The sequence below is a fragment of the Lysobacter luteus genome (genome assembly GCF_907164845.1).
GTDB lineage: Bacteria > Pseudomonadota > Gammaproteobacteria > Xanthomonadales > Xanthomonadaceae > Novilysobacter > Novilysobacter luteus.
Window position 1 is genome coordinate 1,881,464 of the sequence record NZ_OU015430.1, and the last position, 24,823, is coordinate 1,906,286.

At 69.6% G+C, this 24,823-nt stretch carries 23 protein-coding genes; 17 read left to right on the forward strand and 6 right to left on the reverse strand.

Features of this window, described 5'->3' with window-relative positions:
• The first annotated feature begins 36 nt into the window (after nucleotides 1-36).
• The 4 genes from fabZ to rnhB are packed head-to-tail and all read left to right on the forward strand — an operon-like array spanning nucleotide 37 to nucleotide 3,196.
• Nucleotides 37-486 carry a 3-hydroxyacyl-ACP dehydratase FabZ gene (gene fabZ, locus KOD61_RS08745; RefSeq protein ID WP_215218326.1) on the forward strand — a complete coding sequence of 150 codons (450 nt, stop codon included), beginning with the start codon at nucleotides 37-39 and terminating at the stop codon, nucleotides 484-486.
• A complete protein-coding gene (lpxA, locus tag KOD61_RS08750; protein ID WP_215218327.1) occupies nucleotides 483-1,268 on the forward strand; it encodes an acyl-ACP--UDP-N-acetylglucosamine O-acyltransferase in 786 nt (261 codons plus the stop codon). The genes fabZ and lpxA overlap by 4 nt, the downstream gene beginning before the upstream one ends.
• 40 nt (nucleotides 1,269-1,308) lie before the next feature.
• The gene (gene lpxB / locus KOD61_RS08755; protein WP_215218328.1) at nucleotides 1,309-2,532 is read left to right on the forward strand and encodes a lipid-A-disaccharide synthase; all 1,224 of its coding nucleotides are present in this window, start codon (nucleotides 1,309-1,311) and stop codon (nucleotides 2,530-2,532) included.
• Nucleotides 2,519-3,196 carry a ribonuclease HII gene (gene rnhB, locus KOD61_RS08760; RefSeq protein WP_251370558.1) on the forward strand — a complete coding sequence of 226 codons (678 nt, stop codon included), beginning with the start codon at nucleotides 2,519-2,521 and terminating at the stop codon, nucleotides 3,194-3,196. Before lpxB ends, rnhB begins: the two co-directional genes overlap by 14 nt.
• On the opposite strand, the gene KOD61_RS08765 is transcribed toward rnhB, so the two are convergent.
• Nucleotides 3,186-3,599, reverse strand: coding sequence for a hypothetical protein (locus KOD61_RS08765; protein ID WP_215218330.1), 414 nt, complete (start codon nucleotides 3,597-3,599; stop codon nucleotides 3,186-3,188). The genes rnhB and KOD61_RS08765 overlap by 11 nt on opposite strands.
• Before the next feature lie 41 nt (nucleotides 3,600-3,640).
• On the reverse strand, nucleotides 3,641-5,878 hold the full coding sequence (locus tag KOD61_RS08770) for a winged helix-turn-helix domain-containing protein (protein WP_215218331.1): 2,238 nt from the start codon (nucleotides 5,876-5,878) through the stop codon (nucleotides 3,641-3,643).
• Nucleotides 5,879-6,011: 133 nt separating this feature from the next.
• Between KOD61_RS08770 and KOD61_RS08775 the strand changes: the two genes are divergently transcribed.
• The 7 genes from KOD61_RS08775 to KOD61_RS08805 all read left to right on the forward strand — a co-directional run bounded on the left by KOD61_RS08775 (nucleotide 6,012) and on the right by KOD61_RS08805 (nucleotide 14,775).
• Nucleotides 6,012-6,668 (forward strand): YkvA family protein, encoded by a 657-nt coding sequence (locus KOD61_RS08775; RefSeq protein WP_215218332.1) that lies wholly within the window; start codon nucleotides 6,012-6,014, stop codon nucleotides 6,666-6,668.
• A gap of 240 nt (nucleotides 6,669-6,908) precedes the next feature.
• On the forward strand, nucleotides 6,909-7,541 hold the full coding sequence (locus tag KOD61_RS08780; protein ID WP_215218333.1) for a hypothetical protein: 633 nt from the start codon (nucleotides 6,909-6,911) through the stop codon (nucleotides 7,539-7,541).
• A gap of 112 nt (nucleotides 7,542-7,653) precedes the next feature.
• Nucleotides 7,654-8,301, forward strand: a complete 648-nt coding sequence (locus KOD61_RS08785; protein WP_215218334.1) for a YkvA family protein — start codon at nucleotides 7,654-7,656, stop codon at nucleotides 8,299-8,301.
• Between the two features lie 195 nt (nucleotides 8,302-8,496).
• Complete coding sequence (dnaE, locus tag KOD61_RS08790; RefSeq protein WP_215218335.1) at nucleotides 8,497-12,018, forward strand: DNA polymerase III subunit alpha; 3,522 nt, start codon at nucleotides 8,497-8,499, stop codon at nucleotides 12,016-12,018.
• Between the two features lie 1,225 nt (nucleotides 12,019-13,243).
• On the forward strand, nucleotides 13,244-13,630 hold the full coding sequence (locus KOD61_RS08795) for a YkvA family protein (protein ID WP_215218336.1): 387 nt from the start codon (nucleotides 13,244-13,246) through the stop codon (nucleotides 13,628-13,630).
• 111 nt (nucleotides 13,631-13,741) lie between these two features.
• Nucleotides 13,742-14,266 (forward strand): DUF421 domain-containing protein, encoded by a 525-nt coding sequence (locus tag KOD61_RS08800; RefSeq protein WP_215218337.1) that lies wholly within the window; start codon nucleotides 13,742-13,744, stop codon nucleotides 14,264-14,266.
• Nucleotides 14,267-14,349: 83 nt separating this feature from the next.
• The gene (locus tag KOD61_RS08805; RefSeq protein ID WP_215218338.1) at nucleotides 14,350-14,775 is read left to right on the forward strand and encodes a DUF1801 domain-containing protein; all 426 of its coding nucleotides are present in this window, start codon (nucleotides 14,350-14,352) and stop codon (nucleotides 14,773-14,775) included.
• 85 nt (nucleotides 14,776-14,860) lie between these two features.
• Here KOD61_RS08805 and KOD61_RS08810 read toward each other — a convergent pair whose 3' ends face one another.
• The gene (locus tag KOD61_RS08810) at nucleotides 14,861-15,421 is read right to left on the reverse strand and encodes an outer membrane beta-barrel protein (RefSeq protein ID WP_215218339.1); all 561 of its coding nucleotides are present in this window, start codon (nucleotides 15,419-15,421) and stop codon (nucleotides 14,861-14,863) included.
• Nucleotides 15,422-15,614: 193 nt separating this feature from the next.
• On the opposite strand from KOD61_RS08810, the gene KOD61_RS08815 reads away from it, so the two are divergent.
• Nucleotides 15,615-16,166 (forward strand): YdeI/OmpD-associated family protein, encoded by a 552-nt coding sequence (locus KOD61_RS08815; protein WP_215218340.1) that lies wholly within the window; start codon nucleotides 15,615-15,617, stop codon nucleotides 16,164-16,166.
• Nucleotides 16,167-16,188: 22 nt separating this feature from the next.
• Here the strand turns inward: KOD61_RS08815 and KOD61_RS08820 are convergent, their stop codons facing one another.
• The 3 genes from KOD61_RS08820 to KOD61_RS08830 form a co-directional block, all read right to left on the reverse strand.
• On the reverse strand, nucleotides 16,189-17,613 hold the full coding sequence (locus KOD61_RS08820; protein WP_215218341.1) for a cryptochrome/photolyase family protein: 1,425 nt from the start codon (nucleotides 17,611-17,613) through the stop codon (nucleotides 16,189-16,191).
• A gap of 33 nt (nucleotides 17,614-17,646) precedes the next feature.
• Nucleotides 17,647-17,874 carry a DUF378 domain-containing protein gene (locus tag KOD61_RS08825; protein WP_215218342.1) on the reverse strand — a complete coding sequence of 76 codons (228 nt, stop codon included), beginning with the start codon at nucleotides 17,872-17,874 and terminating at the stop codon, nucleotides 17,647-17,649.
• Between the two features lie 156 nt (nucleotides 17,875-18,030).
• On the reverse strand, nucleotides 18,031-18,576 hold the full coding sequence (locus KOD61_RS08830) for a fasciclin domain-containing protein (RefSeq protein WP_215218343.1): 546 nt from the start codon (nucleotides 18,574-18,576) through the stop codon (nucleotides 18,031-18,033).
• A 99-nt stretch (nucleotides 18,577-18,675) separates the two neighbouring features.
• Between KOD61_RS08830 and KOD61_RS08835 the strand changes: the two genes are divergently transcribed.
• From KOD61_RS08835 to KOD61_RS08855, 5 genes are all read left to right on the forward strand, one after another.
• Nucleotides 18,676-19,575: a MerR family transcriptional regulator gene (locus tag KOD61_RS08835; protein ID WP_215218344.1), complete on the forward strand. Its 900-nt coding sequence runs from the start codon at nucleotides 18,676-18,678 to the stop codon at nucleotides 19,573-19,575.
• Between the two features lie 58 nt (nucleotides 19,576-19,633).
• On the forward strand, nucleotides 19,634-20,131 hold the full coding sequence (locus KOD61_RS08840; RefSeq protein WP_215218345.1) for a TspO/MBR family protein: 498 nt from the start codon (nucleotides 19,634-19,636) through the stop codon (nucleotides 20,129-20,131).
• Nucleotides 20,132-20,482, forward strand: a complete 351-nt coding sequence (locus KOD61_RS08845; RefSeq protein ID WP_215218346.1) for a hypothetical protein — start codon at nucleotides 20,132-20,134, stop codon at nucleotides 20,480-20,482.
• A gap of 94 nt (nucleotides 20,483-20,576) precedes the next feature.
• Nucleotides 20,577-21,716 (forward strand): efflux RND transporter periplasmic adaptor subunit, encoded by a 1,140-nt coding sequence (locus tag KOD61_RS08850; RefSeq protein ID WP_215218347.1) that lies wholly within the window; start codon nucleotides 20,577-20,579, stop codon nucleotides 21,714-21,716.
• On the forward strand, nucleotides 21,713-24,799 hold the full coding sequence (locus tag KOD61_RS08855; RefSeq protein ID WP_215218348.1) for an efflux RND transporter permease subunit: 3,087 nt from the start codon (nucleotides 21,713-21,715) through the stop codon (nucleotides 24,797-24,799). Before KOD61_RS08850 ends, KOD61_RS08855 begins: the two co-directional genes overlap by 4 nt.
• The last annotated feature ends 24 nt before the right edge of the window (nucleotides 24,800-24,823 follow it).

Genomic DNA, 24,823 nt, shown 5'->3' on the forward strand with positions numbered 1-24,823 from the left:
GTCCCGACGGGCCCGCAAGCAAGGAAAACCGACCTAGTGAAACTGCCGATCGACGTCCCCACCATCCACGCGCTGCTGCCGCACCGCTACCCGTTCCTGCTGGTCGACCGCGTCGTCGAGCTCGAACCCAACAAGCGCGTGTTGGCCTACAAGAACGTCACCGCGAACGAGAACTTCTTCAACGGCCACTTCCCGGGCCGTCCGGTGATGCCCGGCGTGCTGGTGATCGAGGCGCTGGCACAGGCAGGCGGCCTGCTGACCCAGCTGTCCACCGGCGGCGAAAGCGACGGCAAGCTGTTCTACCTGGTCAAGGTGGACGGCGCGAAGTTCAGCAAGATGGTGGTGCCGGGCGACAAGCTCGAGCTGGAGGTGATCCTCAAGCGCACCATCCGCAACATGGCGCTCTACCAGGGCATCGCGCGCGTGGACGGCGAACAGGTCGCCTGCGCCGACATCCTCTGCGCCGAGGTCGTCAACGAAGCATGAGCCAGGCCGTCGTCCATCCGAGCGCCGTCGTCGAGCCGGGTGCCCGGCTGGGAACCGGCGTGCGCGTGGGTGCCTTCAGCTACATCGGCACCGAAGTGGAGATCGGCGACGGCACGGTGGTGGGGCCGCACTGCAGCATCCACGGCCCGACCCGCATCGGACGCGACAACCGCATCCTCGGCCACGCCGCGCTCGGCGGCGACCCGCAGGACAAGAAGTACGGCGGCGAGCGGGTCGAACTGGCCATCGGCGACCGCAACACCATCCGCGAGTTCGTCACGATCAACCGTGGTACCGGTGCCGGCGGTGGCTGCACCCGCATCGGCGACGACAACTGGTTGTTGGCCTACACCCACGTCGCCCATGACTGCGTTGTCGGCAACCATTGCGTGTTCTCCAACAACGCCACGCTGGCCGGCCACGTCGAGATCGGGGACCACGTGATCCTCAGCGGCTTCGTCGGCATCCACCAGTTCTGCCGCATCGGCGCGCACGCCTTCATCGGCATGGGCGCGTTCGTCAACGGCGACGTGCCGCCGTTCGTAATGGTCGCGCAGGAAGGCTACGGCCGGCCGCGCGGGATCAACAGCGAAGGCCTCAAGCGCCGCGGGTTCGACGCCGACCGCATCAGCGCCATCAAGCGCGCCTACCGCGCGCTCTACGTCGCGGGTGGCTCGCTCGACGAGGCCCGGGTGAAGCTGGCCGACATGGCGGGCGAAAGCCCGGACATCCGCGCCCTGCTCGATTTCATCGACGCTGGCGAGCGCCCGCTGTTGCGCTGACGCCGTGGACTTCCCCGACGAACCCGTCCGGACCCGCCCGATGCGCATCGCGCTGGTCGCGGGCGAAGCCTCCGGCGACCTGCTGGGCGCCGGGCTGGTCGAGCAGCTGCGACGCCGCTGGCCGAACGCGCACTTCGTCGGCATTGGCGGCGACGCGATGCGGGCCGCCGGTACCGAGACCTGGTTCGACGCCTCCGAACTGGCCGTGATGGGCCTGTCGGAAGTCCTGCGGCACCTGCCCCGCCTGCTGCTGCTGCGCCGCGAGTTGCGCCAGCGCCTGCTGGACTGGCAACCCGACGTGTTCATCGGCATCGACGCACCGGACTTCAACCTCGGCGTCGAGCGCTGGTTGAAGCAGCGCCGCGGCACCAACGGCCTGCCACGCACGGTCCACTACGTCAGCCCGTCGGTCTGGGCCTGGCGGGAGAAGCGTGCGGAAAAGATCGGCCTCAGCGCGGACCGGGTGCTGTGCCTGTTCCCGATGGAGCCACCGATCTACCAGCGCCATGGCGTCGACGCGCGTTTCGTGGGCCACCCGCTGGCGGATGCGATGCCGCTCGAGCCCGACCGTGCGGCTGCCCGCGAAGAACTCCGCCTCGATCCCGCGCGCCCGCTGCTGGCGGTGCTGCCGGGTTCGCGGGTCGGCGAGATCGAGCGGCTGGCCGGCGACTTCCTCGCGGCCGCCGCGCGCGTGCTGGCGGCCGAGCCGGCGTTGCAGGTGGTGGCGCCGATGGCCAACCGCCACGCGCGCGACGCGTTCGAGCGCGTGCTGGCCAACCACCCCGACGCCGCCACGCTGCAACCGGCGTTGCGCGTAATCGACGGAAACGCGCGCACGCTGATGATCGCCAGCGACGTGATCCTGCTCGCCTCGGGTACCGCCACGCTGGAGGCCATGCTGGCCAAGCGGCCGATGGTGGTGGGGTACCGCGTAGCCGGCCTGACCTACCGGATGGTCAAGGGCCTGGGGATGTTGAAGGTCGACCACTACGCGCTGCCCAACGTGCTCGCCGGTGAGCCCCTGGTGCCCGAACTGATGCAGCACGACTGCACGCCCGACCGGCTCGCCGAGGCCGTGCTGCGCTGGCTCCGCGACCCGGTCGCCGTCGCCCGGCTGGTGCCGCGCTTCCTCGCACTGCACCAGGCCCTGCGCCAGAACGCCTCGGTGCAGGCGGCGAACGCGGTCATCCAGCTGCTCGAAACCGGGCCCGATGCACCGGCGACGCAGCCTGAAACGGATGAAGCGGCGCATGGGCACGGCTGACCAGCTCGGCCTGGAGCTGGCGGTCGCCCATGGCGCCCGGCGCATCGCCGGCGTCGACGAGGCCGGCCGCGGCCCACTGGCCGGGCCGGTGGTGGTTGCCGCGGTCGTGCTGGGCCCGGGCCGCACGCCGGTCAATGGGCTGGCCGACTCCAAGCAGCTGTGCGCCAATCGCCGAGAGGCGCTGTACGCCCGCATCATCGACAAGGCGGTCGCCTGGCACGTGGTGCGGGTGGAGGTCGAGGAGATCGACCGGATCAACATCTATCAGGCCACCATGCTCGGCATGCGCCTCGCGGTGGAGGGCGTGCGCCACGCGGCCGAGCTGGCGCGCATCGACGGCAACGCCCTGCCCCGGGGCCTGCCGTGTCCGGCCGAGGCGTGGATCGGCGGCGACGCCCGCGACCGCGCGATCATGGCCGCGTCCATCCTCGCCAAGGTGACGCGGGACCGGGCGATGGTTGCCCTGCACCAGCAGTTCCCGCAGTACGGGTTCGCCGAGCACAAGGGCTACTCGACCCCGGCCCACCTGGCTGCGCTGGCCACGCACGGCCCCTGCCCGCACCACCGGCGCAGCTTCGCGCCGGTACGCGCGGCGCTGGGCGAAGCGGCCGGAGTTCCGGTCGCGGTCGAGGCGTTCGGCGAACCCGCCCTGCTCAGCGGATGATGATCGCCGGGTCGATGGCCTGGCCGTCGACCCGGATCTCGTAGGGATACGTGGTGCCGGGCGTGCCGTTGGCGACCAGTGAGGCCCGCTGCCGTCCTCCAGTGTCGTGCGACGGATAGTCCCGCGGCGTGCCCCGCCCGCCCGGGCTCGCGCCGCTGGTGAACGCGATCTCGAACGAACGCATCTCGCCGGGCGGCCCGCGCCACGTGATCCGCGTGCCGGGATCCACCGTGCAGTCGCCCTTGGGTCCCGCCTCGTAGGACACGATGTCGATATAGACCGCGCGGGCACCCTCGGAATGGGCGCAACTGACGCCATCGGTATCCGACAGCGTTTCCTGGATCAGTTCGCAACCCGGCAACACGACCAAGGCGGCGACGGCAAACACGGGCAGCACACGCATATCGCTCTCCTGCGTTGGCCTGCGACGGGCAGGCCTTCGGTTTACAACGCGCCCCCGCGCCCGTCGTCCAGAGAAACGTCCTTTCCGGTGCCCAGCGCCCGCAGTACCGGCGCCGACTCGATGCGTTCGTCGGGAATGCCGGCCTCCCGCGCCAGTTGCATCCGCCCGCGCGCGCCGTCCACGTCGCCCACCAACGCCAGCGTCTGTGCGTTGATCAACGCCACCTCGGCCTGTTCGGTGCCCAGCGCCTCGGCATGGGCGACATCGGCCAGCGCCGGATCGCGCTGACCCAGGTTGGCCCGATACCAGCCCAGCAGCGCGGCGGCCTGGGCGTCGCCGGGCTTGACCGCCAGGTACTCCGCCGCCATCCCCGCGGCGCGCGCGTAGGCCTTGGCGGCCGCTGCGGCGCGGTCAGGGGCGTCGCCGGCAACCAGTGCATCGCCGATGTTCCCCCAGATCCGGAAGTCACTCGGGTCCAGTCGCGCTGCCCGCTGGTACAGCATGGCCGCTTCGCCGTAGAGCCCCTGTCCGTAGCGCAGCGTGCCCAGGTTGCTCAGCGCACCGTAGCTGGGGGCGATGGCGAGTGAGCGGTTGAATCCCTCGGCCGCGCGATCGGCATCGCCGCGGGCCAGGTACAGGCCACCCAGCGATGCCCACAGGGTGGCGTCATCGGGCAGCAGGCCAGTGGCGTTGGTGAACGAGGCGATCGCGCCGTCGATGTCACCGGTCGAATACTGGTGGACGCCCAGCTCGCGGTGGATGCCCGCATCGCCGGGCCGCATCTCCAGCGCGCGGGCGTAGTAAGCGCGTGCCATGGCGTCCTCGCCCTGCGCCGAGTGGGTGGCGGCCAGCCCGACCCAGGCGGCCGGCCGAAGCGACAGGTCGTCGAGCGCGCGGGTGTAGTGCTCGATCGCCAGTGCGTTGTCGCCGCGCACGCGGTGCATCTCGCCGAGCGCGAGGCTCACCTCGCGCAGGCCCGGCGCCATCTTCGACGCCGCCTCGCAGGCGCTGCGGGCGCGCTCGAATGCCGGGGTGTCGCGGGTCGCCTCGAACCGCTTGATCTCGACCCGGCACACGCCGGCCCGGGCCCGCGAGAACCCGCGGTCGATCATCAGCGCGCGCCGGAAATACCCCAGCGCGTCCTGCAACGCCGCGTCGTCCTGGGCCTCGCGCAGGCGCTGCTGGCCGTGCAGGTAGGCCTCATACGCGCCCAGCTCCCGCGTCGGCGCCAGCCGCTCGCGCAGGCCCTCGCCGTCGCGCGGCAGCACGCCGAGCAACGCCCGCGTCACCTCGCCGGCAATCTCGCCCTGCACCGCAAAGACGTCGTCGGGCTCGCGGTCGAAGCTGTCGCTCCACAGCGTGAAACCGCTGCGGGTATCGACCAGGCGGGCATTGATACGCACGCGCTCGCCGTCGCGCCGCACACTGGCATCGAGCACCGTGGCTACGCCAATTGACCGCCCCAGCGCCTGCAGGCTCGGGTGGCGACGGCGGGCGGCATCGGCGCTGTCGATGGCGGCCACCTTTACGCCGGGAACCCCGGCCAAGGCGTCGTGCATCTCGACCGCGAGGCCTTGGGCGAAATAGCGGTCCTCGTCGTTACCGCTGAGGCTGGCGAAGGGCAGCACCGCCACCGATGCGTCGCCGGGCAGTGCCGGCCCCGCGTTCCGGTTCCACCACAGGCTCGTCGCCAACGCGATCGCCAGCACCGCGGCGGCCGCCATCCAGGTGTGGCGCACGCGCCAGCGCCGCACGGCGGGCGCGACGGGAGGACCGGCCACGAGCGGCGCATTGGCGAGCGCTGCATGGACGGGCGGTGCTTCGATCGGCGGGTCGATCGGTGAACCCGGGAGGGGCGGCGGCGTGCTGGCCGGCTCGTCCAACCGCGTCGACGCGCCGCTACCCGTCTCCGCCGGTTCTTCCTTTGCATCCGCCTCCAGCGCACCCACAAACCGGTAGCCCAGCGCGTGGACCGTCTGGATGTAACGCGGCTCGTGCGCGTTATCGCCGAGCGCGGCCCGCAGTTGTGCGATGGCCCGGGTCAGCACCCCGGGAGTGACGTGACGGTGGCCCCAGACGTGGTCGAGCAGTTCGTCACGGGGGACCAGCTCGCCTCGGTGGCGGAGCAATGCCAGCAGCACCGCGAATGCCTTTGGCTCGACCGGAAGCGACGCCCCGTCGCGGCTCAGGGTGTGCGCGACCGCGTCGACCAGCACCCCGTCGAAACGGTAGCGCTCGCCGCCGGCCTGGCGCTCCCCCCGGAGCCCGCTCGGTTCCATCGCAGAAACCTCATGTTTGCATCGCCATCCCTGCGACAAAGGTGTTCAAAGGCTCGCACCGACCTCATGACTGCAACGCCGCCCCGGGGCGACGCTGGCCCCGCACCACACCGGTGCCCGTCCGGAGAGTCCCATGAACGCCATGCTTGCCCACACCAGCGTCCTGCCAGCCGTCCTGCCCACCACTGCCCGCGCGCCACGGCAACCCGGCCTGGCCCGACGCCACAGCATCGGAGGCTTCAACCCGGGTCCCTATGCGCTTGACCGCTTCAACGTCCTGCTGGAGCGGCTCGGGCGTGAACAGGGCCCGATCGATTGTGACCAGTTGGCCACCGCCGCGCGTGAATTGTGCGGATGCAGCACCACCCTGGCCGCCGCGGCAATCGGCGTGCGGATGCGGCGCGCGGCCGTGGTCGACACGATGATCGCCGACCGGAACTGGCAGGCCGCCAACGACGCCCTGCTGGTCGGCGCCGCGGTGATCGACTACGTGCGCGGAAACGACGACCTGATCCCCGACGCGATTCCGCGGGTCGGGCGCCTGGACGACGCCATCGTGGTCGACAGCGCCTGGCCGCGGTTGTCCGACGAGGTGGCCGCCTACGCCGACTACCGACGGCTGCGTCGCATCGAGGCCGCGCTGCGTGGTTGCGACGCGCATGCGTTCGCATTCGACCGTAGCGACTGGCGCGAGGCGCGGCAGGCGGAAGCGGCGCTGACCGCGCACCGCGCCCGGGTTCGTGACAGCGCCTATCTGCCTGCCCCGTCGGCACTGTTCCGCATTCACTGACGTGAGGCCGTCCGGTGTTCAGTGCGCGTTCGCGGAGGTGTACGCGGGACACGCCGAAAGCCAATGCCAGCGCGGCCTGCAGGGTTGCATACCGTTCGTCACCCCCACTTACGAAACAGCGACAACACTGGTGCAACGGAGCACGATCAGGGTGCATCGAACACCTGAGAACACCCGGACGCGCGCCCCCACCGGCCGGCGCGCCGCCCGTCCTCCGAGGCCGGTACAGCGAGGTGTGCCATGCGCACGTCAGTCCCGACACCGACTGCCGACCCTCTGCCGTACTTCAGGCACGACGAGGCACCGGAACCCACCCGGGCCCATCCCCACCTGTCGTTGCACAGCGATGCGATCGCCCGCTTCGACGCCCTTCTGCACGAGATCCATCCCGACGCTCCGCGTGTCGACCCCGACCGGCTGCAACACCTGACCGACTGGCTCCTGTCGCTGCCGCCGACCCGGGCCCACGACGTGCTGGACCGCCGCCTGCGCCGGATCGACGAGCTGCGCGACATGCTCGACGACTTCGACTGGGATCCGCAGCCCGCCACCCGCGCGCGCCTGCTCAAGCTGCTGGCCTACATCGACCGGGACGACGACCTGATCGAGGACCACCAGCCGCTGCTCGGCCTGCTCGACGACGTGTTGCTGATCGAACTGGCCTGGCCCGCGTTCGCCGCGGAAGCCGAGGAGTACCGCGACTTCTGCGCCTACCGCAACGACGAGCACCCCGACGGCAGCGGCGACCGCCAACGTGCGGCCTGGGTCCGCGACCGCATCGCCGAACTGGCGCTGCTGCAGCACCAGGCCCGGGTCAACGCCAGCCACTACGCGCACTCGGGCGACCTGCAACCGCGCTTCCGCGTCGTCTGACCCGGGCAGGGTTCCACCCGTAAACCCGTCGCGGCCCCCGCCGCGGCGCAGGGCAACGCTGTCCCGGCAATACCCCTCCCCCGCCACGGATGGCACGCACGAGACTCCCGCCATGAACGCCGTCCTCGCCCAACCCGCCCCCCTGCCGCAGGCGCTTTCCCGGCGCAGCGACAGCGCCCGTCGCCGCCACCGCATCGGCCACCACGCGCTCGACCCCGGCGTGCTGCGTCACTTCAACGAGCTGATTGCCCGGATCGACCTGCAACGCGCCCCGCTGGACCGCGACCAGCTCGCCAGCGCCGCCCGCGAGCTTATCGACGACCCGGCCCAGGGCTTCGCGCCCGCGTGCATCCACCAGCGCATGCGCCGCGCCGCCGCCATCGATCGCATGCGCGCCGACCCCGAGTGGGACGTCGACGCGGCCGTTGCCTCCGTCGGCACGCTGGTAATCGACTACCTGCGTGGCCCGATGGCGCTGATCCCCAACGCGCTGCCGGTGGTCGGTCGGCTGGACGACGCGATCCTGGTGGACGCGGCCTGGGCCAGCATCGCCGACGAGGTCCGCGACTACCTCGACTACTGCCGCCTGCGCCACGTCGAAGCCACCCTGCGCGGCGAAGCCCGCACCCACTTCGGCTTCACCCGCGAGCACTGGCTGGACGCCCGCCGCGCCGAACTGGAATGGATCGCCCATTGCGACCGCGTCGGCCGCAGCAGCTACCTCACCGCCAACCCCAGCGCCAGGTTCCGCGTGAGCTGAGCATCGCGCTCCTGACCCGGCCCCTGTAGGAGCGACGTAAGTCGCGATCGCCAGCCGGCGTGGCCACCACCGCTCCCCGGTCGCGACTTACGTCGCTCCTACAAGCCCCCCGGCATGGACGGGCGGTGTCAACCCTGACCCGCCCGCGCGGCCCTGCTAATCTGGCCGTCGCCCTAGCCGGTACGCCACGGCAGCATGTCCGCATCGCCCTTCGTACACCTTCACCTCCACAGCGAATTCTCCCTTGCCGACTCCACCATCCGGGTCGGCGAGCTGGTCAAGCGCTGCGTGGAGCTCGAGCAGCCGGCCGTCGCGCTGACCGACCTCAACAACCTGTTCGCCGCGGTCAAGTTCTACCGCAAGGCCGAGGGTGCCGGTATCAAGCCGATCCTGGGCGCCGACATCGGGCTGGCCGACGGCAACGAGACGCCGTCGCGGCTGACCCTGCTGTGCCGGGACCACGAGGGCTACCTCACGCTCTCGCGCCTGCTCAGCCGCATGTGGATGGAAGGCCACCGCATGGACGGCGTGGCGATGCGCCCGGAATGGCTGCGCGAGGACAATGCCGGCCTGTTCGCCCTCGCCGGCCGACAGAGCCTGGCGGGGCGGCTGGCCATGGGCCACCGCCCGGAACTGGCCGAAGCCTGGATCGCCGACTGGCAGGGCGAGTTCGGCGACCGCCTGCACCTTGAGCTGACCCGCACCGGCCGCGAGGGTGAGCAGGTCTTCAACGACCTCGCCCTGCACCTGTCGGGCAAGCGCGGCCTGCCGGTGGTCGCCAGCAACGACGCGCGCTTCCTGCATGCCGACGGCTTCGAGGCGCACGAGGCGCGCGTGTGCATCTCCACCGGCCGCGTGCTCGACGACCCGAAGCGGCCGAAGGAGTACAGCCCCGAGCAGTACCTGCGCTCGTCCGAGGAAATGGCGCGGCTGTTCGCCGACGTGCCCGACGCGATCGACAACGCGGTCGCACTGGCCACCCGCTGCAATGTCGAGATGCAGCTGGGCACCTATTACCTGCCCGCCTTCCCGGTGCCCGACGACCACACCATCGAGTCCTGGCTGCGCAGCCAGTCGCGCGAGGGGCTGGCCCAGCGGCTGGAGAAGGCGCCGCTGGCCGAGGGACGGACGCGCCAGGACTACGAGGAGCGCCTGGAAACCGAGCTCGACGTCATCATCAAGATGGGGTTCCCCGGTTACTTCCTGATCGTTGCGGACTTCATCAACTGGGGCAAGGAACAGGGCATCCCGGTCGGGCCGGGCCGTGGTTCCGGTGCCGGCTCGCTGGTGGCGTGGGCGCTGGGCATCACCGACCTGGACCCGCTGCCGTACGACCTGCTGTTCGAGCGCTTCCTCAACCCCGAACGCGTGTCGATGCCCGACTTCGACATCGACTTCTGCATGGACCGGCGCGACGAGGTCATCGACTACGTCGCCCGCAAGTACGGCCGCGACCGGGTCAGCCAGATCATCACCTACGGCACCATGGCCGCGAAGGCCGTGGTGCGCGACGCCGGCCGCGTGCTCGGCCACCCGTACGGCTTCGTCGACGGCATCGCCAAGCTGATCCCCAACACGCTGGGCATCAGTCTCGACGATGCGCTCGGTGAATCGGAGGCCTCGCACAAGAACCCGATGCTGGCCTCGACCGACCTGATCGAGCGCTACCAGCGCGAGGACGAGGTCCGCGACCTGCTCGACCTCGCCCGCTCGCTCGAGGACCTCACCCGCAACGCCGGCAAGCACGCCGGCGGCGTGGTCATCGCGCCCAGCCCGCTGCACGACTTCTGCCCGCTGTTCGCCGAACACGACGGAGAAGGCCGCGGCAAGAGCCCGGTCACCCAGTTCGACAAGGACGACGTCGAAGCCGTCGGCCTGGTGAAGTTCGACTTCCTCGGCCTGCGCACGCTGACGATCATCGACTGGGCGGTGAAGGCCATCAACGTCCGGCGCGCCGCCGCCGGCGAAGCACCGCTCGACATCACGGCGCTGCCGCTGGACGACCGCGCCAGCTACGAGCTGTTCGCACGCGGCGACACCGTCGCGGTGTTCCAGTTCGAATCGCGCGGCATGCGCGAGCTGCTCAAGCGTGCCCAGCCCGACACCTTCGAGGACATCATCGCGCTGGCCGCCTTGTTCCGCCCCGGCCCGCTCGGCTCGGGGATGGACAAGGACTGGGTCGACCGCAAGCACGGCCGCGAGGCCGTCACCTATCCGCATGAATCGCTGGAACCGGTGCTGTCGCCGACCTACGGCGTCATCGTGTACCAGGAACAGGTGATGCAGATCGCCCAGGTGATGGCCGGCTACTCGCTCGGCGGCGCCGACCTGCTGCGCCGCGCGATGGGCAAGAAGAAAGCCGAGGAGATGGCCAAGGAGCGGGCCAAGTTCGAGGCCGGCTGCGAGGAGCGCGGCATCCCGGCGCGCATCGCCAGCCCGATCTTCGACCTGATGGAGAAGTTCGCCGAGTACGGCTTCAACAAGTCGCACTCGGCCGCCTACGCGCTGGTCGCCTACCAGACCGCCTGGCTGAAGGTGCACTACCCGGCCGAGTTCATGGCCGCGGTGCTGTCGTCGGACATGGACAACACCGACAAGGTCACCGGCTTCCTCGACGAATGCCGGGTGATGGGATTGGAGGTGCTGCCGCCGGACGTCGACGCGTCGGCCTACATGTTCGAGGCCGTGGCGCCCGGCGTGATCCGCTACGGCATCGGCGCGGTGAAGGGCGTCGGCCGCGGCGCGTGCGAGTCGATCGTCGATGCGCGCCGTGCGGGCCCGTTCAACGACCTGCTCGACTTCTGCAAGCGCGTCGACGGCAACAAGCTCAACCGCCGCACCGTCGAGGCGCTGATCATGGCAGGTGCGCTCGACAAGCTCGGGAAGAACCGCGCCAGCCTGATGCTGCAGCTGCCCGAGGTACTCAAGGCGACCGACCAGCTCGCCCGCGAACGCGCCGCCGGCCAGGTGTCACTGTTCGGCGGCGGCGACACCGCGGTCCCGGCACTGAAGCTCGACCTGCCCGAGACCGACGAATACCCGCTCGGCCACCTGCTGAACGGCGAGCGCGAGACGCTGGGCCACTACCTCAGCGGCCACCCGTTCGACCCCTATCGAGACGAACTGCACGCCCTCACCGGCCATGACCTCGGCGACCTCGAGAAGATCTGGGAGAACCGCCCCGAGTCCGCCCGCAGCGGCTGGCGCCCCGAGCTGGAAACCGTGGTCGCCGGCCAGGTCGTCGGCCTGCGCAAGAAGGGCGACAGCCAGATGTTCGTGCAGATCGAGGACGGCCGCGGCCGGTTGGAGGTCGCCTTCTTCTCCGAAACCTACAGCGACTACGCCACCCTGCTGACCCGCGACCGCCTGCTCGTGATCCAGGGCGGCCTACGCGAGGACGCGTTCAGCGGCGGCTTCGCCCTCAAGGCCGCGCGCTGCTGGGATTACGAGCAGATCTGCGCGACCCACGCCAAGCGGTTGTCGCTAAGGCTGGACCTGCGCGTGCCGGGGACGTGGAACCGGGTGGATGCGCTGCTGGCAAAGCACCGTCCCGGCAAGACGCCTATCCGCGTTGACCTGATCAAAGCGGGGGCCGCGGGAATGCTGGATTTGAATGGCAGCAGCTCGGTGCGGGTGGATGCGGAGCTGGTGGGAACGTTGAAGGCGGTACCGGGGGTCAAAGCGGTGAAGCTGGCGCTTGGGCGGCCTTGGGGGTAACGCGACGGTTTGCAGCGTTATGGATTAACACTGAGATTTGTCATGTACAGCCTCTCTGAGATAGGACTTTCGGGATCACGGTTCTCTTTCGCAACGGGCGAGGCTAGGTATTAGGCCCGGAGGGGAGTTCAATGGGTTTGAAAATAAGCGTCGACAAATCAGCGGCGAAGAAGGCTACTGCAAAGAGTGCCACCTCTAAGGGAACGCCCCGCAGGTCGGCACCCCGAAAGACCGCGAGCATGAGTCGCGCAAAGGTCGTGGTTGTCCCTCCGGGCCATAAGCGAGTGTCGAGCGGCCTGGTCGTTCCGGAGCGCACCTTACTCAAGCCACCGGACAGTGTTGTGCCGGCATCCAAACTCGAAAAGGGAATTGCGAGCGCACGCGCAAGGATATCAGGTGTTCTCGAAGAGCTAGTTGAAGCGACCCGAGACAGTTACGAGATCACAGAAATTGAGCTGGCAGCCAGCTTCAACGCGGACGGAAAGTTTCTCGGGTTCGGTGTTGGTGGCGCAATGTCGGTTACGTTTCGTGTCCGACCGGTTGCGCCCTAACAATATGCTTCAGAAGGAACCAACTTGTCACGCCCGATAAGCAGCTAATTCAATCCAATAGTTGGAACTCGGGCCGACTCGCCTCTGGGGTCAGGCCGCACAGAGCAACTATTCCTAAATCTCAGGAAACCTATGACTCCTTCTCTATCTTTCACCGTGTTCGCAGTTCTTCTTCTGACTGTAGGCTGCGCAACACGTGCGGTCCCGCCGACTTCGGCCAATGATGTTCCGCGCGAGCGAGTCTTTAGCAGCAGCTATTTGGCTCCGCAGCACGCCACAGCTTCCCGGCTTACCTTCGTACGGGACTCGGGGTTGTTTGGAGTGGGCGTAACGATTCACTTGTTCCTTGATGGCGAGGAAATCGCTGGCTTTCGTCCAGGGGAGCGACTAGAGCTTTTTCTTGCACCAGGTGAATACTTACTCGGCGTGAAGTCCAACCCAAATTTTGGGCTGGAGCAGTTCGTTGAAACACCGGTGCGAGTCGAACCGTCACAGCAATATTCCTTTAGGGTCGGCATAGACGGCAGCAAAGCAATTGTCCAGCGGACGTCAGCCTTCTAACGCCCAACCTTGCTTCGTCCGGCCGCTCGTGCCAGTTGTATTCCTGACCTGCGACAAGCCGATCTCGGCACCCGCCTGCATGTGACGCGTTCGCGCGGGCTGCTGGGGTAAGCATGCAATTCCTCCGATCACTTAAGGCGCGCGCCAGGGAACTGAAGCAGTTCACGCTGGTCGCGTATTACGCCGCGCGGGACCCGCGAACGCCGATAGTGGCGCGCGTGTTGGCGCTGCTGGTTGCCGCGTATGCGCTGAGTCCCATTGACCTCATCCCGGACTTCATTCCCGTCCTCGGCTATCTCGATGACATCGTGCTCGTCCCGCTGGGGCTGGCGCTGGTCATCCGGTTGTTGCCGGACGACGTGTTGGCGTCCGCGCGCCAGCAAGCCGGGCGCGCGGCGGACCGCCCCACCAGCAAATGGGCGGCTGGGGTGATCGTTGTCGTGTGGTTGCTTGTGCTCGCTTGGCTTGGCCACTGGCTGGTGGGGGCGATAGGTCGCTGAAGGTTCGGGCAATCCGGCCGCTCGCGCCTTCCGCACCACGGTGTCGCTGGCCCCCGGGCGGCGTGCTGGACTAGGGTGCGGCAACACCCCTTATCCGGAGATGGCGAGCGTATGGACGGCACGATGTTCTTCGACAGCGGCACGGTGCTGGTGCGCACGGTCGTGGTGGGTACCCTCGCCTACCTGGCGCTGGTGGCCCTGTTGCGCCTGGCGGGCAAGCGCACGCTGTCCAAGTGGAACGCGTTCGACCTGGTGGTGACGGTGGCGTTCGGCTCCACCCTGGCCACCGCGTTGCTGTCCAAGGACACCAGCCTGGCCCAGGGCGTGGTCGCGTTCGCACTGCTGGTGGGGCTGCAATGGGTCATCACCCGGTTGTCGGTCCGCTACGGGGTGTTCCAGCGGTGGGTGAAGGCGGAGCCGCGGCTGCTGTCGCTGAGGGGGCAGTTGCGGCACGACGCGCTGCGCGCCGAGCGCGTGTCCGAAAGCGAAGTGCGCGCCGCCGTCCGCGCCCATGGCAGCACGGCGCTTGAAGACATCGAGGCGGTGGTGCTGGAGACCGACGGCACCTTCAGCGTGATCGGGCAGCGAGGCAGCTCGGCGTCGGCGATGTCAGACGTCCAGGGGTATTGCCAATGACGCCACCCGGAGAGACGCCCGCCTGCATGCCGCGCTAACACCCGCCGCGGACCATGACGCCAAGTCGACCGAGGACCCCCGCGATGACGAAGCCATCCGACGACAAGCCCAAACTGCTGTCCGGCGGTAACCCGCAGATCCCCAAGGGTGACGGCGACGAGCCGGTGCAGGCATACATCGACGCGATGCCCGGCTGGAAGCATGACATCGGCCGCGAACTCGACGCGCTGATCGAGCGCACCGTGCCGAAGGTGCGCAAGGCGGTGCGCTGGAACTCGCCCTTCTACGGTGTGGAGGGCAAGGGCTGGTTCCTCAGCTACCACTGCTTCACGAAGTACATCAAGGTCACCTTCCACCGCGGCAGCGCCCTCAAGCCCGAGCCGCCGGAGAAGTCCAAGCACGAACACGTGCGCTACGTGCACATCACCGAGGACGAGGGGTTGGACGGGAAGCAGATGAAGGACTGGATCAGGCAGGCCGCGAAGATCCCGGGCGAAGCGCTGTTCTGAAGCGCCCAACGCGCCACCAGCAGCCCAAAGAAAAAGGGCCACCCATCGGGGCGGCCCTTTTTGGTGCTGCCGGGTTGCGACCCGCTCAGAAGCGGAGTTCGGCACCCAGCGTCAGCAGGTCGACGTCCACTTCCAGCCCGTCGCCGTCCGCCTGCAGGCGGTCGTAGTTCAGGCTCAGGCCGAAGCGCTCACTGAAGTCGTAACCGGCATTGACGCCGAAGTACGGCTTGGCGGAGCTCGCCTCGGCTTCCTCGACGTCGCCGTCGACGTCGAACGTGGCAACGCCGCGCGAGATGCCGACGCGACCGCCGACGAAGAAGCCCTGATGGGCGCCGCCGAAGTTCTTCTTGCCGACCACGCCCACGCCCGCGCCGTGCAGACGCAGCGTGTAGTTGTCGAAGCCGTCGTTGAACGAGGTCTTGTAGGCGTGGGTGTAGAAACCCTCGACCGCGAAGTTGGGGTTGAACCAGTAGCCACCGCGGACGCCCCAGCTGGTGTCGTCGTCGCTGGCGCTGCCGCCGTCGACGCTGAAGTCCACGTCGCTACGGCCCACTTCGCCACGGATGAAGCCATTGCCCTGCGCAAACACCGGGGCCGAAAGACCGGCCAGGACCAGGCCGACGGCCACGATCAGATTCTTCTTCACTGCTGTGTTTCCTTTTCACAAAAGGCCGCGGCGACATGCCGGGGCGCCGGGATCATACACGTGAAGAACTTGTTAAATCGGCCTGCGCTTCTGCAGTGCCCGGGAACGCACGCCGGAAGGCGGCTCGATCGCGCTTGCGCGACGGGACCGGCGCGCTAGGCTGTCGCCACAACGGACACGAGCCAAGGACGCCATGACGAAGCCCCCTTCGAACATCCGTTTCAAGGCCACGCTGCTACGCCCGGCCAAGCCCGAGAAGGGCGGCACGTGGTCGTTCCTGGTGCTGCCCAAGGCCGCCAGCGGCAAGCTGCCCACGCGCTCGATGACCAGCGTGGAGGGCACCCTCAACGGACAGGCGTTCGCCGCCACGCTGGAGCCCGATGGCCAGGGCAGTCACTGGCTCAAGGTACCCAGGGCATTGCGCGACGAGGCCGGCGCCCAGCCCGGTGACCAGGTCACGCTGGAGATCCGCCCGGCCGAGACCGAGCCCGAGCCCGAAGTGCCTGCCGACCTGCGCAAGGCGCTCTCCGCCGCGCCGGATGCCGAGGCGGTATGGGATGACATCACCCCGGTGGCGCGACGCGACTGGATCCACTGGATCACGTCAGGCAAGCGCGAGGAGACCCGCGTGCGGCGCATCGAGGTCGCCTGCGACAAGCTCGCCGGCGGCCAGCGCCGGGCCTGCTGCTTCGACCGGTCGGGGATGTACAGCAACAGCCTGTCGGCACCCGAGGCGGCGGAGTAACCGCGGGCGCCGAAGCGGCACGTCAGGCCTTCATCCGCGACAGCGCGGCGAGCGCGTCTCGCCGGCCCTCGGCCATGCCCACCAGCGGGCGTCGCGGATAGCCTGACCTGGCCGCCTCGTCGGCGGCGCCGGCCTCCCACGGAGCGTGGCGGGCCGCGGCGGGGAGCCCGCGCAACTCGGGAACCCAGTGCGCGATATACGTGCCGTCAGGGTCGAAGCGGCGCGCCTGCAGCACCGGGTTGAACACGCGGAAGTACGGCGCGGCGTCGACACCCGTGCCGGCGACCCACTGCCAGCCGAGCGTGTTGTTGGCCAGGTCGGCATCGACCAGGGTGTCCCAGAACCAGCGCGCGCCGTCCCGCCAGTGGATGCGCAGGTGCTTGGTGAGGTAGCTGGCGACCACCATGCGCACGCGGTTGTGCATCCAGCCGGTGGCCCAGAGTTCTCGCATGCCCGCATCCACGATCGGCACACCCGTGCGGCCCTGCTGCCACGCATCCAGTGTCGCCGGTGCGGGCTCGGCCCATTCGAAGTCGTCGAAGCGCCGGTTGAAGTTGGTGTCGGTGGTATGCGGAAAGTGGTGCAACACGTGGTGGGCGAACTCGCGCCAGCCCAGTTCACGCACGTAGGCGGCGCGCTGCTCCGGCGCGGTGTTGCCGACCAGTGCGTCAATGACCCGCCACGGGGCGATCTCGCCGAAATGCAGGTGCGGCGACAACCGTGAGGTCAGCGAACGCGCGGGCACGTCCCGCCCCTTGTCGTAACCGTGGACGCGTTCCTGCGTGAAACGCCCGAGCGCCGCGACAGCGCCCTGCTCCCCCGGCGTCCAGCGATCCAGGAACCGCGGGTCCCAGAAGCGGGCGTCCCAGCCCCGGCGTGGCGGCAAGCCGAGCGCATCCAACGGCACCTCGCCGGGCACGGCGCCGAATGTCGGCAACGCGGTAGGCGCGGGCTGCACGCGCGGCGGGTTCCACGCCGCCAGTGCCGCCTTCCAGAACGGCGTGAACACACGGAACGGATCGCCATTCCGCGTCGCCAGCTGCCACGGCTCGAACAGCAGGTGGCCGTTGTGGGCCTCCGCACGGAGGCCCTGGCGGTGCAACGTGCGACGGATGCGGCTGTCGCGCTCCTCGACCGCCGGCTCGTGGCGGCGGTGCCAGAAGACCGCTGTCGCACCCGTCGCGGCAGCCACCGCCTGCAACGTCGCGAGGCTGTCGCCGGCGAACACGTGCAGGCGGGACCCGCGTCGGCGCAGGTCGGCATCGAGCGCGACCAGCGCGCGGTGGCGCCACGCGTTCGACGCTGCGCCCGGTGCCCAGTCGCCCTCCTCGTGCGGGGCGTGGATGTACACCGGGAGCGGTGCCAGCCCCGCTTTCAACGCGGCCTGCAGCGCCGGGTGGTCGCGCAGGCGCAGGTCGTTGCGGAACCAGACGATGGCCGGGGTCATCGGATCCTCGGGTTGCTCGGGTACCGGCCGGGATTACCGGCGCGGTGCCGGGCGCGGTTCGCCGGCCATGCCGGGGCTGACCAGCGGCAGGATCTGCCACAGCGCCGACAGGCCCACGAGCACGTAGACCAGGCGCGCCAGCATGGCGTCCTGGCCGCCGAAGATCGCGGCCACCAGGTCGAACTGGGCGATGCCGACCAGGCCCCAGTTGATGCCGCCGACGATGACGAGCACGAGCGTCACGATGTTGAGGGTTTTCATGGAATGTCTCCGCGAGTGTGGTTGTGGGTGCGTTGAAAGGCGGTAAGGGGCGAATGAAAGGTGCGCAGCCCGCCGAGGAGCGCGGCGGGCTGCGCGGCGAGGACCGGCCGTGATGGGTATCGGAGGGTCGGCCGGTCCGCGCGCGGGGGTCGGGCGTCAGCTGCCCGGCATGAGGACCGTGTCGATCACGTGGATCACGCCGTTAGTGGCGGTGACGTCGGCCATCACCACGTTGGCGCCGTCGATCATCACCGCACCGTTGGCGGCGACGATGTCGACCGTATCGCCGTTGACGGTGGTGGCCTCGTCGAGCCCACCAACGCGACTGGCGGGGTAGCGGCCCGGCACCACGTGGTAGGTCAGGATCGCGACCAGCTTGTCCTTGTTCTCGGGCTTGAGCAGGTCCTCGACGGTGCCGGCCGGCAGCGCGGCGAACGCCTCGTCGGTCGGGGCGAACACGGTGAACGGGCCCTTGCCCTTGAGCGTGTCGACCAGGCCGGCGGCGGTCAGGGCCGCGGCGAGCGTATTGAACTGGCCGGCGGCAACGGCCGTGTCGACGATGTCGGCCTTGGCCTGCGACGGCTTGGCGGCGTCGCCTTCGTGGTGGCCGGCCAGGGCGACCGGCGCGGCGAGTCCGAGGGCCAGCGCGGTGGCCAGCAGGCGGACGGTGAAAGGAGCGATGGAGCGGTTGCGGGTGTTCATGGGAGCGGACCGGGTTGGTGGGAACGGCGCCAGTCTCGCCCGGGGCGTGTTATCTGGATGTACAACTTTCGCATGTACGTTTGTTGTACAGTGCCGACCATGTTCCCCGTCAAGGCTGCCGCCGAACTCAGTGGGCTCACGCCAGCGACCCTTCGCGCGTGGGAGCGGCGCCACGCCGCCGTGGTCCCGCATCGCGACGCGCAGGGACGGCGGCTTTACGACGCCGCCATGGTCGAACGGCTGGGCCACCTGCACCGGCTGACCGACCGCGGCCACCCGATCCGCGACCTCGCCGCGCTGGACGACCATGCGCTCGAAGCCCTGCTCGAGGAGCGCCGACAAACGGGCTACGGCGACCTGGAGTCGCTGCCCGCACGCATGCTCGATGCGATCGCCGACTACCGGGTGGACACGTTCGATCGCGACCTGTCGGTGGCGATCACCACCCTGCCAATCTCGGTACTGGTGGCGCGGGTCGTCGCGCCACTGCTACGCGAGGTGGGCGTGCGCTGGGCCGACGGCCGCCTGGCCATCGCCCAGGAGCGTCTGGTCAGCAGCCTGTTGCGCGCGCGTCTGCTGTCGATCCTCAACCAGCACCCGCGCGAGAACAAGCCGCGGGTGCTGTTCGCCACCCTGCCGGGCGAGCCGCACGAACTGGGCCTGCTGGGCGCGGCGCTGCACGGTTATGAGGCGGGCATGCCGGTGTTGTACCTGGGCACCGGCTTGCCACCGGAAGAACTGGCGCGCGTGGCCAACCGGCTCGGGGCGGCTGCGGTGGCGATCAGCTCGGTCGATCCCGGCCAGGCGCGCCCTGCACTGGAAGGGTTGCGTGCGCTCGAGGCGGCATTGGCGCCAGGGGTACCGGTCTGGGTCGGTGGCGCCAACGCGCGCTACCTCGCCGAGGCACTGGCGATCGACCGGGTGCGGGCAGTGACCGACCCGGCCACGCTGGGCGCGCTCCGGCGCGGACTCGAAGGGCGACCCGCGCCACGGCCATGACACCCCGTTACGTGCGGTCGCGACACCCTGTCCTTCCACTCGCGAGGACAACGCCCCCATGGCACGTACCGACAAGTCCCACGCCCTGAAGGGCTTCGCCGTCTGGATGCTGGTGACCTTCGTCGCGGCCGGCGTCGGCAGCATCGCGTCCACCCGGGCCGGCTCCTTCTACCAGCAACTGGTCCGCCCCGACTGGGCGCCTCCCGGCGACGTGTTCGGGCCGGTCTGGACGGTGCTGTATGTGCTGATGGGCATCGCGGCATGGCTGGTGTGGCGCCGGGCCGGCAGCTTTGCCGCCGCACGCACGGCACTGACGCTCTACCTGGTGCAACTGGTCGCCAACGCGCTCTGGAGCTGGCTGTTCTTCAGCTGGCGCATGGGCGGCGCGGCGCTGGCCGAACTGGTGGTGTTGTGGCTGCTGATCGGCGCGACGGTGATCGCGTTCTGGCGCATCAGGCCGCTTGCCGGTGCGCTGATGCTGCCCTACTGGGCCTGGGTGACGTTTGCGGGGTTTCTCAACTACGCGACCTGGCAGTTGAACCCGCAGCTGCTATGAATGGTTAAGGGTTCCGGCGGGTCGGCCGTTAAACCGGCCATCGACGCCCGCACCGCCGCCGCAAGCCTGTTCCCGCCGATGCGCCCCCGCCTCGGGCAGGCGTTGTGTGCACTGCTTTTCGCCGTCGTCGTCTCTTCACCCGGCCACGCCCACGAGAACGCTCCAGGGGTGCCGCCCGTGCACCCGGAAATCACTTCGGCCCAGGCTGCGTTCGACACTCTTTTCTGGGACATCGACGACGGCAAGTTCCCGCTCGACTCCCGCGCCCAGACATCCGCCACGCTGGCCAGGCTGGAGCAGGCGATCCCGCCGGGGGACGTGCGGGTGGAGCGCGACGGCCTGCCCGGCTGAGTTCGCAAAGGGTCACCGCGGAGCAGTCGTCGGGGTGAAAGCGAATTAATGAACCCCTGAGTACACTGCCGCGTCCCTGCCGCCGGAGTTCCCGATGTCCGTGTCGTTTCGCATGTGGCTGCCCCTGGCCTCCCTCTGCCTGGCGCTGGCCGGCTGTGGAGGCGATGACAACGCGGAGGACGCGGGCGCCAACGCCACCGCCGGCATGGCGGTCACCACCGCGCCGGTGGTGCGACGCGAGCTGGCCAGCGGCGTCACCGCGTCGGGGCCGGTCACGCCGGTCGAGGAGATGCAGCTGGGCGTCGAACTGAGCGGACTGCGGGTCACCTCGGTCAACGTCGACGAAGGCGAGGAGGTCGACCGCGGCGACGTGCTGCTGACGCTGGACGCCCGCACGCTGGAGTCCGACCTGGCGCAGGCGCAGGCGGCGCTGCGCGAGGCCGAGGCCGGGGCGTCGTTGGCGCGGTCCAACCTGGCGCGCGGCGAGCAACTGGCCAGCGGGCAATACATCAGCGCGTCGGCGCTGGACGAATTGCGGGCGGCGCGCACCCAGGCCGAGGCTCGTGTCGGCACCGCGCGCGCGGCGCGCGACGCCTCACAACTGCGGCGCGATTTCGCGACGTTGCGCGCCCCCGCCGACGGCATCATCTCCGCCCGGCTGGTGCAGCCCGGCCAGGTGGTCGCGGCGGGCAGCGAGTTGCTGCGGCTGATCAAGGATGGCGAGCTGGAATGGCGCGCCGAGCTTCCCGCCGAGGACCTGGGCGACGTCAACCCCGGTGACCGGGTCGAACTGCGCGACCGCGATGGCGGCGCGGTGGTCGGCACGGTGCGTGCGGTATCGCCCGGCGTCGACGCGGCCAGTCGCACCGGCACCGTGTTTGCGGACCTGCCCGAGCCGGCCGGCCTGCAGCCGGGCACCTACCTGGAAGGTCGGATCAGCACGGGGCTGGCGACGGTGCCGGTGGTGCCGGTCAGCGCGGTGGTTCTGCGCGATGGCTTCCCGTCGGTGTTCGTGGTCGAGGACGGCGTCGCGCGCATGGCACGGATCGAGCGCGGCGCGACCGACCACGGCTTCGTCGAGGTGCGCGGCGGGCTGGAGCCGGGCGCGCAGGTGGTGACACGCGGCGCCGGCTTCCTCGCCGACGGCGACCCGGTGCGGGTGGTCGAAGAGAAACCAGCGCCAGCGCCGGCGGCCGCTGACACCGCGGACGGCGACACGGCCAGCACCCCATGAGCGGCGGCGGCACCCTCTCGTCCTGGGCCATCGGCCGCCCGCTGCCGGCGGTGATGGTGTTCTTCGTGCTGTGCGTGGCCGGCATCTGGGGCTTCATGCAGCTGCCGGTGGCGCGCTTCCCCGACATCGCGTTCCCGATGACCACGGTGACCGTGCTGCAGCCCGGCGCGTCGCCGTCGCAGCTGGAGACCGAAGTCACCCGCCGGGTCGAGGACTCGGTCGCCACCATTCCCGACATCAAGCGGGTGGTGTCGACGGTCACCGAGGGCGTCAGCACCACGATGATCGAGTTCGAGCTCGAGGTGGACATCGACGAGGCGCTCGACGAGACCAAGGATGCGGTGACGCGCGTGCGCACCGACCTGCCGCAGGACATCCAGGAGCCGCTGGTCAGCAAGGTCGAGATCGGCGGCGCGCTGCTGACCTACGCCGTGTCGGCGCCGGCGATGGCGCCCGACCAGCTGTCGTGGTTCGTCGACCGGGAGGTCGCCCGCGCCCTGTATGGCGTGGACGGCGTCGCCCAGGTGCAACGCATTGGCGGCATCGAGCGGCAGATCCGGGTCGACCTGGACCCCCAGAAGCTGCTCGCCTTCGGCGCCACCGCGGCCGAGGTGTCGCAGCAACTGGCGCTGATCCAGGTGGAGCGGCCCGGCGGCCGGACGGAGATCGGCGGCGAACAACAGACGATCCGCACGGTCGGCACGGTCGAGGACGTGCAGGACCTGCGCAACTACACCATCAGCCTGGCAGACGGCCGCGCGGTGCGGCTGTCATCGATCGCGACGATCACCGACGCGGCCGCCGACCCGACCCAGGCCGCGCTGCTGGACGGGGAACCCGTGGTGGCCTTCTCGGTCTCCCGCAGCCGAGGGGCCGACGAGCTGGACGTGGCCGAGGAGGTCAAGGCGACCCTGGCCGGACTGGTCGAGCGCAACCCCGGGGTGGAGTTCCAGCTGGTCAGCAACATGGTCGACGAGACCGAGCGCTCCTACGACTCGTCGATGACGATGCTGTGGGAAGGCGCACTGCTGGCGCTGGTGGTGGTGTGGCTGTTCCTGCGCGACTGGCGTGCCACCTGGGTCAGCGCGGTGGCCCTGCCCCTGTCGATCATCCCGACGTTCGCGGTGATCCACCTGCTGGGTTTCTCGCTCAACATGATCACGCTGCTGGCGCTGTCGGTGGTGGTCGGCATCCTGGTGGACGACGCGATCGTGGAGATCGAGAACATCGTCCGCCACCTGGGCATGGGCAAGACGCCGCGCGAAGCCGCCCGCGAGGCCGCCGACGAGATCGGCACCGCGGTCATCGCCACCTCCGCCACGCTGGCGGCGGTGTTCGTGCCGGTGGCCTTCATGCCCGGCATCGCCGGCAAGTTCTTCCGCGAGTTCGGCTGGACCGCGGCGACGGCGGTGATGTTCTCGCTGCTGGTCGCGCGCCTGCTGACGCCGATGATGGCGGCCTACCTGCTCAAGCCGCATGCCGACGACCCCGGCGAATCACGGCTCATGAAGCGCTACCTGGGCTGGGTCGATGCCGCGCTGCGCCACCGCGGCCGCACGCTGTGGATCGCGTTCGGCCTGTTCGTGCTGTCGCTGGCGATGGTGCCGCTGATCCCGACCACCTTCATCCCGATCGCCGACCAGGGCCGCAGCAACCTCAGCGTGGAACTGCCGCCAGGCACGCCACTGGAGGAGACCATCGCCGTGGCCGAGCAGGCGCGCGCGGAGCTGGCATCGATGCCGGAATTGCACAGCGTGTTCACCATGGTCGGCGCCGCGCTGGACCTGGGCGACCCATCCAAGACCGGCAGTGGCAGTCCGCGCGCGGCCACGCTCGTGGTCGACTGGGGCCCGGCCGATGACCGCGACCGCACCCAGCAGGAACTCGAACAGGAAGTCCGCCAGCGCCTGGCCGACCTGCCCGGCACGCGCGTGAGCTTCGTCAGCGCCGAGCCCGGCGGCCTGATGCAACTGGTGCTGGCCGGCGACGACCCCGAGGCGCTGCATGCGGCTGCGGCAGCGGTCGAGCGCGACCTGCGCCAGCTGGAAGGGCTCGGCAGCATTTCCTCCTCGGCCTCGCTGCTGCGACCGGAAATCCGGATCGTGCCGCAGCCGGCACGCGCGGCCGACCTGGGCGTGGCGACGTCGGCAATCGCCGAGGCCGCGCGCGTGGCAACCGCCGGCGACTACACCCAGCGCATGGCCAAGCTCAACCTGCCCGACCGGCAAGTGCCGATCCGGGTCGGCTTTGCCCGCGAGGACCTGCGCGACCCGGCGCTGATCGGCCAGTTGCAGGTGCGCGGCAACCAGGGCCCGGTGCCGCTGTCGGCCGTGGCGACCATCGAGTCGGGCAGCGGGCCGTCGGTGATCTCGCGTTACAAGCGCCAGCGCAACGTCACCCTGACCGCCGAGCTCAGTGGCCGTCCACTCGGCGAGGTGATGCAGGAGGTGCAGCAACTGCCCAGCGTGCAGAACCTGCCGGCCGGCGTGGACTTCCTCAACACCGGCGATGCCGAAGTGTTCGTCGAGCTGTTCACCGGCTTCGCGCTGGCGATGGCCGCCGGCATCGTCTGCATCTACATGGTGTTGCTGTTGCTGTTCAACCATCCGGTGCAGCCGCTGACCATCCTGACCGCGGTGCCGCTGTCGGCCGGCGGCGCGTTCGGCGCGCTGCTGATCACCCAGAACATGCTGTCGCTGCCGGCGCTGATCGGCCTGCTGATGCTGATCGGCGTGGCGACCAAGAATTCGATCCTGCTGGTCGATTACGCGGTGATGGCCGAGGACGAACACGGCCTGTCGCAGCACGACGCGCTGGTGGACGCCTGCCGCAAGCGCGCGCGGCCGGTGATCATGACCACGCTGGCGATGGGCGCGGGCATGATGCCGCTGGCGCTCGGCCTGTCGGGCGACTCCAGCTTCCGCGCCCCGATGGCCTGGGCGGTGATCGGCGGGCTGATCACTTCCACCCTGCTCAGCCTGATCGTGGTGCCAGCCGCCTACACGGTGCTGCATGACGTCGGCGACTGGTTCGCGCGGCGCTTCCGCCGCGGCCGGCACGACCAGGCGTCGGCAGTGACCTGAGCCTCACCACGCAAGCGTTGCGTT

Coding starts and splice junctions, on each gene's coding strand:
- KOD61_RS08780 (WP_215218333.1), top strand. CDS start 6,909: ATGCGCACGTCAGTCCCGACACCGACTGCCGACCCTCTGCCGTACTTC.
- KOD61_RS08820 (WP_215218341.1), bottom strand. CDS start 17,613: ATGACCCCGGCCATCGTCTGGTTCCGCAACGACCTGCGCCTGCGCGAC.
- KOD61_RS08800 (WP_215218337.1), top strand. CDS start 13,742: ATGGACGGCACGATGTTCTTCGACAGCGGCACGGTGCTGGTGCGCACG.
- lpxA (WP_215218327.1), top strand. CDS start 483: ATGAGCCAGGCCGTCGTCCATCCGAGCGCCGTCGTCGAGCCGGGTGCC.
- KOD61_RS08825 (WP_215218342.1), bottom strand. CDS start 17,874: ATGAAAACCCTCAACATCGTGACGCTCGTGCTCGTCATCGTCGGCGGC.
- KOD61_RS08830 (WP_215218343.1), bottom strand. CDS start 18,576: ATGAACACCCGCAACCGCTCCATCGCTCCTTTCACCGTCCGCCTGCTG.
- KOD61_RS08815 (WP_215218340.1), top strand. CDS start 15,615: ATGACGAAGCCCCCTTCGAACATCCGTTTCAAGGCCACGCTGCTACGC.
- KOD61_RS08775 (WP_215218332.1), top strand. CDS start 6,012: ATGAACGCCATGCTTGCCCACACCAGCGTCCTGCCAGCCGTCCTGCCC.
- KOD61_RS08785 (WP_215218334.1), top strand. CDS start 7,654: ATGAACGCCGTCCTCGCCCAACCCGCCCCCCTGCCGCAGGCGCTTTCC.
- KOD61_RS08845 (WP_215218346.1), top strand. CDS start 20,132: ATGGTTAAGGGTTCCGGCGGGTCGGCCGTTAAACCGGCCATCGACGCC.
- dnaE (WP_215218335.1), top strand. CDS start 8,497: ATGTCCGCATCGCCCTTCGTACACCTTCACCTCCACAGCGAATTCTCC.
- KOD61_RS08770 (WP_215218331.1), bottom strand. CDS start 5,878: ATGGAACCGAGCGGGCTCCGGGGGGAGCGCCAGGCCGGCGGCGAGCGC.
- KOD61_RS08765 (WP_215218330.1), bottom strand. CDS start 3,599: ATGCGTGTGCTGCCCGTGTTTGCCGTCGCCGCCTTGGTCGTGTTGCCG.
- KOD61_RS08835 (WP_215218344.1), top strand. CDS start 18,676: ATGTTCCCCGTCAAGGCTGCCGCCGAACTCAGTGGGCTCACGCCAGCG.
- rnhB (WP_251370558.1), top strand. CDS start 2,519: ATGGGCACGGCTGACCAGCTCGGCCTGGAGCTGGCGGTCGCCCATGGC.
- KOD61_RS08855 (WP_215218348.1), top strand. CDS start 21,713: ATGAGCGGCGGCGGCACCCTCTCGTCCTGGGCCATCGGCCGCCCGCTG.
- KOD61_RS08850 (WP_215218347.1), top strand. CDS start 20,577: ATGTCCGTGTCGTTTCGCATGTGGCTGCCCCTGGCCTCCCTCTGCCTG.
- KOD61_RS08840 (WP_215218345.1), top strand. CDS start 19,634: ATGGCACGTACCGACAAGTCCCACGCCCTGAAGGGCTTCGCCGTCTGG.
- lpxB (WP_215218328.1), top strand. CDS start 1,309: ATGCGCATCGCGCTGGTCGCGGGCGAAGCCTCCGGCGACCTGCTGGGC.
- KOD61_RS08805 (WP_215218338.1), top strand. CDS start 14,350: ATGACGAAGCCATCCGACGACAAGCCCAAACTGCTGTCCGGCGGTAAC.
- KOD61_RS08795 (WP_215218336.1), top strand. CDS start 13,244: ATGCAATTCCTCCGATCACTTAAGGCGCGCGCCAGGGAACTGAAGCAG.